Below are 12,627 nucleotides of genomic sequence, written 5' to 3' on the forward strand. Positions count from 1 at the left end.
AAGAAATCTAGCACATTGAGCAATCAAGAATACCAATACTTAATCATTGAGGACGACCCTGCCTTTGTAGAAATACTGAAAGTGGTCATGGCTAAAGTGCCTCAGATGAAGCTCATTGGCATTTCTGATAATACGCTGGACGCTGCAAAGCGAATAGACATTGATAAGCCCGATGTTTTACTACTGGATATCAATATTTCCGGGCTAGAAGGACCGGAAGTACTCGAAATAAGTGATCACAAACCAATGACAATCGTCATCTCCAGTCATCCGGAAGAAGTAATGGAGAATTACGAAGTAGATTATGTGGCCTTCATCCAAAAGCCACTCAAAAATGCAGAGCAATTAATTAATGCTATTCATAAATGCATTAAATTGAAAGAACATTAAGAGCTGGCAGGGTACAAACACCCTGTAGATGAAGAGCGTTTTTAGAAAGATTAACCATGCGGGCTTAGAGGGGATATCTGACCCTTTAGAATACAGACGGGTATTGTTTGTTAACAATCTGGCCATAGCTACTTTTTTGGTAGCAATTTCAGTCACCATTCTTATAATCTTCGAAGGCCTATACCCTCAATACGTGGTGACTGGGTTAGGAGGTGTTTCATTCCTTTTGGCACTTATTCTAAATCATCGCAAGCAATACCTTGCAGCCCGATTTACTTACGTTTTCCTATCAGTTAGTATACTTATTGCAGCCTCATTTGTGGCATTTAGACAAGGAAGGTTCAACGAGACAGAGAATATTCTGATCGGTTTTATGGCTGTTATATACCTACTATTTGATGGCAGGTGGCGCTATATTGGATACCTGTCCATTTACTTATTACTCATGTGGCTGAAGTTTGTCAAGCATGACTTTCAGGGCCTACCCTACAATCTTGATTTTTATCTGGGTCTTCAAAATACAAGTATTCTCTGCCTGCTGCTTTTCTTGTTTGCTGATTCCTTTAGGTCCTCTTTGATGAAAGCATTCGTTCGTATGAAAACGAAGGATGAGATCATGTACTCGATGATCGACAATGTTCCTCTATTTATTGCCCTAATTGATAAAGACTTTAGGTACAAGATGGTAAATCTTAATTATGAAAAAGCTTTTGGTATGGCAAGAGATAAAATTATTGGATCTCGTGTAGAAGAGGTGCTTCCTGCTAATATTCTTAATACACATTTGCCCATGGTCAAAGCAGCGTTGAATGGTGCAAGTCCAGAATTCCTGGAAAAAACAGATATGCCGGATGGGAGTAGTTTTTATGCTGGTGGTAAATATGTTCCCATAAAATCGAACGAAGGAAAAATTTTAGGGGCAACCGTATTTGTAAATGATGTTTCCAAACTGGAGACAGCAAAGATTAAATTGAAAGAAGCAAATGACACCAAGGATCGTTTGTTCTCTATCGTAGCTCATGATATCAGAGGTCCATTGGATCTGTTTGAAGGCTTAATCAATGTTTCTAAGGATGGAGTTATTACCAACGAAGAATTTCTTGAACATCAGGAGAAAGTAAAGGAAAAACTTAGCGCATTAAGAGAGACAGTGAATACATTGTTAGAGTGGGCTAGATCGCAGCTCGATGGAATTAATGCGAACCCATCTAAAGTAAATGTCAATCAGGTTATTGAAAGTAATGTCTCTCTTTATAAAGAGCTCGTCCATAAGAAAAAGATCAAATTAAAGGTTGACGTGCCAAAAGATTTAGATGCCTGGATCGATGAAAATCATTTTAAAATTTCTGTTCGAAACCTGTTACACAATGCGCTAAAATTTACTCCTAAGGATGGGGAGGTGTCTACCCTGGTAAGAAAGAATGACGATAAAATCACCATGTCAATAAAGGATACCGGAGTAGGAATGGATCTGAAAAAAATTAATTCTATTATGAAAAAGGAGCTTCAAAACTCCAGGAGTGGAACCGGGGGCGAGCTTGGCACAGGTCTGGGGCTAAGTTTGAGCCTTGGATTGCTTGAGAAAAACAACTGCACCGTGAGCATATCCAGCGAACCGAACAATGGGACTGAAATAAAAATTCTAATTCCTTACAGGTTGCAAAAGAACTAAGTTGTTTAAACGATCGAATAAAAACTTCACAACAGCAGGTTACTTTTTTGCAATTTCTCATATCAACTAGACGAAACCCAGCGTTCACCTAATTCACCATGAATTCGCTTTCCTTTAAAAATATACTAAGGACGGGCATGCACTATGCCTCCACCCCTTTGGAAAAGAGGAGGATTGCGCTATTTAATTACCTGATACTCTTCTGCATGGCATCCTGTGCTTGTTTGACATTGGTGACCATTGCCCTGGGTTTATCATTACAGCCTGCCTTAAGTCTTTCTGCTACGATCTTGCTTTCATTATCACTTTTTTTTAACAGGAAAGGTAAAATCATATTTTCAAAGCGATATTTTATTTTCACTGGGGTCACGCTTATAATGGGAAGCACGTTAGTTTATGGTGATCAACTGTTATTTGTAGATACTGAAAACTTATTATTTGCTGCCATGGCGATATCCATGTTTCTGGTTGATGGGATTAGTAAACATGTCGCGTATTGGGTGATTTTCGGTGTTTTTATAAGCCTTAAGGTCTATTTATTGGATTTACAGGGGGTGGAGCTGGGAGTTGCCTATTGGATGACACTAGTCAATAACCTGGTTGTCGCTTCTATTTTGTACCTATTCTTGTTTGTGTTTAGGTCCATTTTGGTTAAAGCCTTCGATCGTTCAGATCAGCATGAGCAAACGCTGAGGTCCTTATTGGATAATGCGCCTATTTTGATGGCGCTGGTAGATACGGAAGGTAAATTCATCCTTGTAAATCAAAACTATGCCGATCGGTTTGGATATAAACGAAGGGATTTAATTGGTCGAAGCAGAAGGGAAGTATTGACTGAAGATATTTTCGAAAAGCATGAACCAATGTTTCAGGAGTCGATAAACACCCAAACGCAAGTTTCTTTCTTAGAAGAAAGCACTATGCCGGATGGGTCGATTATATCAGCAAATGGAAAATATGAACCAATCGTAAATGCCGATGGAGAAGTGGAATCAGTGGCTATATGCGTGGATGATGTGAGTGAACTGGTAAAGGCACATCGAGCCTTGCAGGTTGCAAATGAAACCAAAGACAAATTGTTTTCGATCATTGCTCATGATATCAAAAGCCCATTGAATCTATTCCATAGCATTTTGAACCTGAATCATGATGATGTAATCTCAAAAGAGCAATTTTTAGAATATCAATCCAGTTTGAAGCAGCGCCTTTCTAGTCTTACAGCCACAGTCGATGAATTATTGGAGTGGGCACGGATGCAGCTTGGAGGTATCAGCGCATATCCTGCCAGGGTGAACGTGAATAATGTGGTAAAGGAGAATGCAGATCTATTTCACACTTTGATAGTTAAGAAAAATATTGATTTTAAAATCGACACTCCGAAAGAAATGGAGGCCTGGATCGATGAAAATCATTTTAAGGTAGCGATTCGTAACCTGATTCATAATGCAATTAAGTATACCAATGGAGGCGGTTATGTTCAGGTGGTAGGCAATCAAAACGAGTCGGAAACAATTGTAAGCATTGAAGATTCCGGGATCGGCATGACATCAGATCAGATTCAGTCCATCATCAAAAAAGAAATACAGAAGTCAAAAGCAGGTACAGATAAGGAAATGGGAGCCGGTTTAGGTCTCAGTCTAAGTCTGGGTTTGCTTGAGAAAAATAATTGTAACATCTCTGTTTCAAGTGAACCGAATAGAGGGACGAAGATTCAGATAAAAATTCCTAAATCAGCTAAGGGATAAATCAGCTAAGGGAAGAATTAAAGCCTCAGTTAAATTATTAGCTGGGGCTTTTTCAATTAGACGCTTGAAGATGTGTTGGGATTGGTTGGGTGATTGGCCTGGGGCTTCCCTTAGATCACTTTGTTCTTACGGGATAGACTTCTCGCCCAAAATGATACAAAAAAAGCCCCAACTATCGTTGAGGCTTAAAGTGTGACTGGTCTGGGGCTTCCCGTAGATCACTTTCGTTCTTACGGGATAGACTTCTCGCCCAAATGATACAAAAAAAAGCCCCAACTATTGTTGAGGCTTAAAGTGTGACTGGCCTGGGGCTTCCCGTAGATCACTTTCGTTCTTACGGGATAGACTTCTCGCCCAAATGATACAAAAAAAAGCCCCAACTATTGTTGAGGCTTAAAGTGTGACTGGCCTGGGGCTCGAACCCAGGACCCACGCCTTAAAAGGGCGTTGCTCTACCAACTGAGCTAGCCAGTCATTTATAATCTCCTTTCGTATAAAAAGAAGTGCAATTCAAGACCCTTGCCTTAAATTGCGGATGCAAAAATAGAAATCTTAATTAATAATACCACATGATTGACCGAATAAACGTGAGATTATTTGTAGGAATTTTATTCTATGTTCAATTTCTTGATTTAAGCGCTCAAAACACCACCTTAGATCAGGGGGATTCTTTATTTAATCAGCAGCAATACACAGAAGCTTTTGATGTGTATGAAGAAATTTACTCGTCAGGACAGTTTACATCCGCAATGCTTTTGAAGATGGCTTTTATCCAGGATGGGCTTGGAAACTATGCAGAAGCACTTTATTTCCTGGATAAATATTACGCTGCATCTGCAGACAGGCAGGTCATTGGTAAGATTGAAGAACTGGTAGAAGCCCATGAGTTGAGAGGGTTTTCTTATAACGACACAGATTATTTCTTGGCTTTGCTCAGCAAGTACAGAGCGCAGATGCTTCTAATATTGATTTCTATTTCTGTTTTATTACTCGTCTATATTTTCAGAAAATCTAAAATGGAGGAGCCGGCATTAGCAGCAGGAGTGATTCAAATTATTATTCTCCTGTTCATCTTAGGTGTTAATAATATTAATCCAACGAAGCAGGGAATTATTATTGCTGACAATACGCTTCTTCGGTCAGGTCCATCAGCAGGTGCAGAACCAATTGAGATACTACCAAAGGGACATAAACTAACAATTATCGATCAGGATAATGTCTGGACAAAAGTTCAATGGGACGGGAAAGAAGTCTTTATTCGAAACGCCAGACTTAAAATCATTTAAGCGGATTATCCGGCTCCTTTTTCATCATGTTATAGATCATTTTGTCTAGTCTCGATGGGATGATCTTGTTCAGCAGCACAGCCATTTTACCTTCAAAGGTTAAAATCAAATCACGTTTCTTTTTTCTGGCGGCATTAAACGTTCGTTCTGCCACTTCTTCAGAGGTCATCATTTTTTTCTCGTTGCGAGGTGACTCTCCCTGTGCTTTGCCATCGGCAGTTAATGCTGCATTTCTAATGTTGGAGCTGGTGAAGCCGGGGCAAACAACCAAGACGTTTACCCCCCTGGTCATCACTTCGGTTCTTAGTGCCTCAAAAAATCCTTGCATGGCAAATTTTGAAGATGAGTAAGCGGTTCTCGCTGGAGTAGACCGCCATCCATTAATTGATGAAATTGCAATGATGGTCCCTTTGGAATCTAGTAAATGAGGCAGGGCAAACTTGGTCGCGTATATTGCTCCATAAAAATTGATATCCATGAGCTGCTTGAAAACATCAAGCTCTACATCTTCAAACAAGGCACGCATAGAAATGCCGGCGTTACAGATGAGTACATCAATTCTTCCGTATTTCTTAATGGTTTCATCTACCATTTTTCTATTGTCCTCTTTGTCAGCTGCGTCTAATTCCAGTGCAAGGTGAGGCCGTTCACCCAATTCAGAAACCACTTGCGCCATACGTTCTCCATTCCTGCCGGTAAATACTACCGCATATCCTTCATTCGCGTATTTTAACACCAATGATTTACCTATTCCCGATGAACCTCCTGTTATTATTGCTACTTTTTGCATGCTCAATTTTACCTTATGGTATAACTTTTGCCAAGTTAACTCACATTGAAAAACTTTTTGAAGAAACGCAAAGATGCAACCTAATGGGAGCTTTATGCATTATCACTAAAACCTTTTCACAAGCCTAATGAGAATTCTTACCCTAGCGTTTTTTACAATTTTATATATCCATGCTTTTTCACAGACAGGAATCAGGGGATTTACCAAAAGTGCTTCCGGGGAGCCACTCCCTTTTTCTACTGTTTATATTAAAGGAACCACCAATGGAACGACCTCAAATAGCGAAGGTCAGTATTTCTTAAAGACTCCTCCCGGCTCCCATACGATTGTGGCACAACACGTAGGATATAAAGTTTTTGAAAAGCAAGTCACGATCAGTCAAAATCAAACCATCAGATATGACTTTGAGCTAAGCGAACAGGCCTTACAACTAAAGGAAGTCATCGTTACTGCCGGGGATGAAGATCCGGCATATCGAGTGATCCGAGAGGCGATCAAACTGAGGAAGTTCTATGAAAGTGAAGTAAAAGCTTTCAAGACCGATGCATATTTAAAAGGGCTGTTCAGACTTGACGATAAGCCAGATAAAATACTTGGGCAACAAGTAACTGTGGATACAGGCATTTTGTATCTATCAGAATCTGTTTCCAGGTTTTCTTTTGAGCTCCCTGATAAAGTATCCGAACGAATGATTAGTTCGAAGGTGAGTGGTAATGAGCAGGGTTTTAGCTTCAACCGTGCTTCTGACTTTAACATCAATGCCTACAATAAATTCATTGACCTGGATATGGAGCGTGAGTTTGTGTCACCTATTGCTCCGCAATCATTCCTTTTTTATGATTTTGAATGGCTGGGATTCTTTGAGGAAAATGGCAAACTGATAAATAAAATCAAGGTAATTCCTAAACGGTCTACGGACCCGGTGTTTGAGGGGATAGTCTATATCGTAGAAGATGAATGGCGGTTCCATACCATCGATTTGTTCGTTACTAAAGCGAGAGGGCTTGAGTTCATAGATTCTTTGAAAATCAACCAGGTTTTTGCTCCTACGGAATATGATATTTGGATGCCAATTTCTCAAAAATACTCCTTCAGATTTGGAGCTTTTGGTTTCAAGGGTAGCGGTTATTACATCGGTGTGTATTCCAACTATGAAGTAGAGCCAAACTATGAAGCCTATCGTAAGGCAGATCTATACGAACAAAAATTTGGGGAAAAAGAAGAAAAGGATCTGTTTGTAGAAAAAGACTTCACTCCTGAGGTACTAGTAGTAGAGGAGGGTTCAAATGAGCGGGATACTACCTATTGGAGAAACATACGGCCAGTACCACTGACCACCGTCGAGGCTGAAGATTATCAGGTCAAGGACAGCATTCGATTGGTAAAAGAGAGTGTGCCTTATAAGGATTCAGTGGACGCTGAGCGAAATAAAATCACACTTGGAAAGATCTTTTTATCCGGCTTTACTCACTTCAACAGTGTGGAAGAAAAGTACTGGTCATTACCAGCCGTCATCAGTATTTTTCAATTCAATACTGTGGAGGGATTTGTGCCTGAAATTCAACCCACTATTTGGAAGCAAATCGATGGCAGAACCAAATATTGGATTCGCCCAGCGATTCGGTACGGTTTTTCAAATGAAAAATTCAATGCTAAACTCGAAGGGAGCTATCGAAAGTTGGATAATAAGTTCACTCGTTTCTACGCAGGAGGCGGTAGGTACATTTCTCAGTTTGATGAATCAGAGTCCATCACTCCGTTTATTAATAGCTACGTGACGTTAGTAAATGGAGAGAATTTCATGAAGATCTTTCAAAAATCATTTGGCTATTTCCGCTACCAGCAAGAGGTAAAAAATGGCATTCTGTTAAATACCAAACTCGAGTATGCACAGCGAGATACATTGACCAACACGACAGATTTTACTTGGGCATCTGAAGAGAAAACAAATTTCACAAGTAATCAGCCTGCAAACATGGAATTGGCTCAAACAGGATTTGACCGTCATCAGGCATTGGTTTTTGATATGACATTCAGGTTTCGATTTAAGCAGACGTATGCTACACGACCTGATCGAAAGTTTGTATACAGCTCCAAATACCCGGAGGTATATGTCACTTATAGGAAAGGAATAAAAACCCTTGGTAGCGATGTGAATTTTGATTTTGTGGAAGTAAAGGTTACCGATGAAATGAGTTTGGGACTGGTGGGCACGAGTAATTACGCAATAGCAGCAGGTGGATTTCTCAATGACAAATCAATCACTTTCGTTGATTTTCGACATTTTTCAGGAAACCAAACTTCGCTTAGTCAGGTAGATGAGCCTCTCAAATTCGAATTGTTGCCATTTTATCAGTTCAGTACCACCAAGCCATTTTTTGAAGCCCACTATGAGCACCATTTTAACGAATTCATATTTAATAAAATCCCATTAGTGAAGAAGCTAAACTTACAGGCGGTTGCTGCAGCTAATTATCTCACAAATGAAACGATCGGACAATACGTGGAGCTGGGAGCCGGGATAGAGCATATTTTCAAATTTATGCGGGTGGATTATTACTGGGCCTTTAGAAACGGGGATTTCTTTGGGAGTGGTTTAAGAATAGGCGTAGGGTTTTAACCATTTCCAAGATGGTCATTTAATCGATCTAGTGAATCATCCCCAAATACATCATGAGTCAATGCAATTAATCACTTTCCATCCTGCAACTAAGAAGGTTGCTTAAATATTTTACAGTTGATCGTTGGGGGAGCAAAGCAACTAGTTTTACTAGTAATTAAAGTCAACCTACTAACTCACAACTATGAAACTTCACCCATTCACCTTTTTACTCATATTTTTTCTTTCTCTATCAAATAATTGTTTAGGACAGGAAGGAAAGAAGGAATCTAGTGACACCACACTTTACAGAATTATCACAAAAGATGGTAATCAATATGTAGGGACTATTCAGAAACATAATTCGGATACCATTGAGTTTAAAACCTCAAGTCTCGGAATGATATCTATTTCCACCAAACAGGTTAAATCAATGACGGAAATTAGTCATGAGCAGAATGGAGTTAATGGTTGGCCCTACCAGTTTCAAACCGTAAATTATCTCACACTCAATAGCGCCTACGGGCTTAAGAAAGGAGAGGGTTATTATCAAAACATTTGGATTCTCTTCAATAATCTTTCTTATGGTGTCACGGATAATTTCTCAATTGGTGTCGGGGTTCTAAGTACATTTCTCTTTTCAGATTTTGCTCCAATTTGGGTTACGGCGAGATTATCCACACCAATAATAGAAAACAAGTTGAATGCTGGTGGAGGTGCGGTTATTGGCACTGCTGAAGGAGAAACCTTTGGGTTTTTATACGGGGTAACAACAGTAGGTCCTAGAGATAAAAATATTTCACTCGGAGCAGGTAGTGGGTTTGTGAATGGCGAATTTTCTGAAATCTTTCTCAATATTGATGGTGTGATTAGAGTTAGTAAAAACTTTTATTTGATGATGGAGAATTATTTGATTGATAATGAGCTGCTCACTTTTATTGGAGCTAGGTCTATCATTGGTAGGAGTAGCCTTGAATATGGCATAATGCGCACCGGAAATGCGGATGCAATTGGCCTTCCAATTCTCGGCGTTACAATCCCCTTACATAAATAGGTAATCGGTGGATAACTCTTTTCATTTTTCCTGTCGCATCAAAGTACTTCCGATTATTTTTGGCGACCATTTCTACAAGGAAATTATCACCCATCACCCGTATTTGTTGCATGGGTTTAACTAAAGAAAAAATCATTTACTAAAAGGTTCTGGAATATTTCAGAATGACATGACAATGAGACACGAAGAACGAATTGCGAGTGAGCTAAATATTACGCCAAAACAAGTTGTGGCTACTGTGGGGCTATTAGACGAAGGAGCTACAGTGCCCTTTATTTCAAGGTATCGGAAGGAAGTAACAGGAAGTCTGGATGACTTACAGGTAGCAGGTATCAGGGATCGCATTCAGCAGCTTCGTGATTTGGATAGCCGAAGAGAGGCCATACTCAAGTCGATTAAAGAACAGGAGAAGCTCACACCGGAACTGGAGAAGAAAATAAATGAGGCGCAGACAATGACTGCCCTTGAAGACCTATACCTTCCGTACAAGCCAAAGCGAAAAACCAGGGCCAGTGTAGCCAAAGAAAAAGGGCTGGAACCACTTGCCATCAAAATTCTTGATCAGGGCAATTTTGATATCCAATCTGAAGCAACGAAGTATATCGACTCGGAGAAAGGCGTAGAATCAGAAGAGGAAGCACTTCAGGGAGCACGAGATATCATTGCTGAGACGATCAATGAGCATGCCGAGACACGTCAGAAAATACGTGAGTTGTTCATGAAGAAAGGCATTATTACTTCTAAAGTATTGAAGAGTAAAGAGAAGGATGCTGATGCCCAGAAGTACAAAGACTATTTTGAATGGGATGAATCCATTGCTAAGATTCCTTCACACAGATTACTTGCCATCCGAAGAGGAGAGAAGGAAGGGTTCTTATCTATGAACATTGCTCCGGAAGAGGAGGAAGCCTTAGATATCATCGAAAGAACTTTCATTAATGGAAATACAGAAGCAAGTGAGCAAGTAGCCGTCGCTATTAAAGATTCTTATAAACGCTTGATGAGTGTAAGTATCGAAACAGAGGTGCGAATGGAAAGCAAGAAAAAGGCAGATGAAGAAGCAATTACTGTTTTTGCTGAAAATCTGAAGCAACTGCTAATGTCTGCTCCATTGGGACAAAAGGCTGTGATGGCTATAGATCCGGGATTTAGAACAGGCTGTAAAGTAGTGTGCCTTGATAAGCAAGGGAAGTTATTGGAGTTTACAGCTATTTACCCTAACGAGCCTCAGAGAGACACAGTGAGAGCAGGAGAAACTGTAAAACATCTGGTAGAAAAGCATAAAGTTGAAGCCATTGCAATCGGAAATGGTACAGCAAGTCGAGAGACAGAGTCGTTCGTAAAGAAGCTGGGTTTACCATCCAGTGTAATTGTGGCAATGGTGAATGAAAGCGGTGCTTCCATTTATTCTGCTTCTGAAGCGGCGCGTGAAGAATTTCCAAATGAGGATGTAACGGTGAGAGGGTCTGTTTCAATTGGTCGTAGAATGATGGATCCATTGGCAGAGCTTGTGAAAATTGATGCGAAATCCATTGGAGTAGGCCAGTACCAGCATGATGTGGATCAAACTGCTCTGAAAAAGTCTTTAGATGATGTGGTAATGGCCTGTGTAAACAACGTAGGCGTAGAGTTGAATACGGCAAGTAAGCAGTTATTGACCTATGTTTCCGGACTTGGGGCCAGCATTGCTGAAAATATTGTGAAGTTTCGAAATGAAAATGGGCCTTTCAAGTCTCGTGAAGCGCTAAAGAAAGTACCTCGTTTGGGAGATAAAGCTTTTGAGCAAGCTGCAGGATTTTTACGAATTGAAGGAGCTGCTAACCCACTGGATAAAAGTGCTGTTCACCCGGAGCGATATTCGCTGGTGGAGCAAATGGCTAAAGATGCACAGGCTACAGTCAAAGATCTGATGACCAGCACGGAGCTGAGAAAAAAAGTCAATTTGAAAAGCTATGTGTCTGACGAGGTTGGACTTCCAACATTGAAAGATATCATAGAGGAGTTGGATAAGCCGGGAAGAGATCCAAGAGATCAATTTGAAGCTGTACAATTTCAGGATGGTGTAAACGAAATCACTGACCTGAAAGAAGGGATGAAGCTGCCTGGGGTAGTGACCAACATTACTAAGTTCGGCGCTTTTGTAGATGTAGGAGTTCATCAGGATGGCCTGGTTCATGTTAGCCACCTTTCCAATTCGTTCGTTTCTGATCCCGCTCAGGTGGTAAAGCTTGGACAGAAGGTGCAGGTAACTGTTCTGGAAGTAGATGTGGCAAGAAAAAGAATCTCTTTATCAATGAAAGGAGACGCACCTCAGGTTAAACGATCGGAGAAAAGAAATCAACGAAATAAGACTCAGGGGGATCAACCAAATCGACGATCTAATAAGCCAAAAGAGGAAAAAATTCCAGACGGTGATTTGCAAGCAAAACTTGCCATGCTAAAAGGAAAATGGGGTAATTAAGTCCAAAATATCTATCGTATTTACCGATTTTACGGGCGTTTTGGTGGGAAATATGCTGGTATGAAGCTCAGACAATATATTATGCCTACCTTTGTAGTGACGGAGGTGTTGAGAGGGGAGAGCAATCGTACAGATATTTTCCACTTATTCTACTGAGTTTTCTGCATCTGCGTACGATCTGTTATCAGGATCGATTGTGAGATTTTTAAAATTATAAAAGATGCCTTCATATCCAGTAAATCACAGCCTTTACGTACTACTTTGGAACAAATACAAACCTGTTCTTTTAAAATTGATGCGAGACGCTTCTGAAGCTCCTCAAGAGTATCAATTCATTCCTCATGAGTTCCGTGATTTAAATGCGAAGGAAAAAAGTGGACATTCGTTTACGTTGGAAGCTCACAAAAGAAGAGCTATGAACAACATTAAAATGTCTGTTGTAGCTCAGGATTTGTTAGAAATTCTTCTTAAATCAAACACGGCAGCAACACTGCTGGAAGAAGCAATTTTTGAGTTTAAAATGGATAAGCAGTTTAAACTTACTGTTACTCGAAAAGAAATTGAAACTGAGGAATCTGCTGAAGAAGTAGAAGCTCAGAGCAAAGAAAAAGAAACAGAAGAAGCTTAATG

10 protein-coding genes and 1 tRNA gene are annotated in these 12,627 nt (G+C 40.1%); 8 read left to right on the forward strand and 3 right to left on the reverse strand.

Annotation, left to right across the window (positions count from 1 at the left end):
- The first annotated feature begins 15 nt into the window (after positions 1–15).
- The gene (locus ACQK2H_RS04545; protein ID WP_425390286.1) at positions 16–390 is read left to right on the forward strand and encodes a LytR/AlgR family response regulator transcription factor; all 375 of its coding nucleotides are present in this window, start codon (positions 16–18) and stop codon (positions 388–390) included.
- 28 nt (positions 391–418) lie between these two features.
- Positions 419–2,062 (forward strand): ATP-binding protein, encoded by a 1,644-nt coding sequence (locus tag ACQK2H_RS04550; RefSeq protein ID WP_425390287.1) that lies wholly within the window; start codon positions 419–421, stop codon positions 2,060–2,062.
- Positions 2,063–2,249: 187 nt separating this feature from the next.
- Here ACQK2H_RS04550 and ACQK2H_RS04555 read toward each other — a convergent pair whose 3' ends face one another.
- Positions 2,250–2,396 (reverse strand): hypothetical protein, encoded by a 147-nt coding sequence (locus ACQK2H_RS04555; protein ID WP_425390288.1) that lies wholly within the window; start codon positions 2,394–2,396, stop codon positions 2,250–2,252.
- 43 nt (positions 2,397–2,439) lie between these two features.
- On the opposite strand from ACQK2H_RS04555, the gene ACQK2H_RS04560 reads away from it, so the two are divergent.
- Entirely contained in the window at positions 2,440–3,807 is a 1,368-nt protein-coding gene (locus tag ACQK2H_RS04560; RefSeq protein WP_425390289.1) for a PAS domain-containing sensor histidine kinase, read from the forward strand.
- Positions 3,808–4,208: 401 nt separating this feature from the next.
- Here ACQK2H_RS04560 and ACQK2H_RS04565 read toward each other — a convergent pair.
- Positions 4,209–4,281: transfer RNA gene (locus ACQK2H_RS04565), tRNA-Lys, on the reverse strand.
- Positions 4,282–4,376: 95 nt separating this feature from the next.
- Here ACQK2H_RS04565 and ACQK2H_RS04570 point away from each other — a divergent pair.
- Complete coding sequence (locus tag ACQK2H_RS04570; protein ID WP_425390290.1) at positions 4,377–5,093, forward strand: SH3 domain-containing protein; 717 nt, start codon at positions 4,377–4,379, stop codon at positions 5,091–5,093.
- Here ACQK2H_RS04570 and ACQK2H_RS04575 read toward each other — a convergent pair.
- Positions 5,086–5,883: an SDR family oxidoreductase gene (locus ACQK2H_RS04575; protein WP_425390291.1), complete on the reverse strand. Its 798-nt coding sequence runs from the start codon at positions 5,881–5,883 to the stop codon at positions 5,086–5,088. The genes ACQK2H_RS04570 and ACQK2H_RS04575 overlap by 8 nt on opposite strands.
- 127 nt (positions 5,884–6,010) lie before the next feature.
- Between ACQK2H_RS04575 and ACQK2H_RS04580 the strand changes: the two genes are divergently transcribed.
- From ACQK2H_RS04580 to ACQK2H_RS04595, 4 genes are all read left to right on the forward strand, one after another.
- Positions 6,011–8,503 carry a DUF5686 and carboxypeptidase regulatory-like domain-containing protein gene (locus ACQK2H_RS04580; protein ID WP_425390292.1) on the forward strand — a complete coding sequence of 831 codons (2,493 nt, stop codon included), beginning with the start codon at positions 6,011–6,013 and terminating at the stop codon, positions 8,501–8,503.
- 184 nt (positions 8,504–8,687) lie between these two features.
- Entirely contained in the window at positions 8,688–9,536 is an 849-nt protein-coding gene (locus ACQK2H_RS04585) for a hypothetical protein (protein ID WP_425393149.1), read from the forward strand.
- A gap of 169 nt (positions 9,537–9,705) precedes the next feature.
- Entirely contained in the window at positions 9,706–11,997 is a 2,292-nt protein-coding gene (locus ACQK2H_RS04590) for a Tex family protein (protein WP_425390293.1), read from the forward strand.
- A 220-nt stretch (positions 11,998–12,217) separates the two neighbouring features.
- The gene (locus ACQK2H_RS04595; protein WP_425390294.1) at positions 12,218–12,625 is read left to right on the forward strand and encodes a hypothetical protein; all 408 of its coding nucleotides are present in this window, start codon (positions 12,218–12,220) and stop codon (positions 12,623–12,625) included.
- Positions 12,626–12,627 lie beyond the last annotated feature (2 nt).

Source organism: Ekhidna sp. (assembly GCF_965228795.1).
Classification (GTDB): Bacteria; Bacteroidota; Bacteroidia; order Cytophagales; family Cyclobacteriaceae; genus Ekhidna.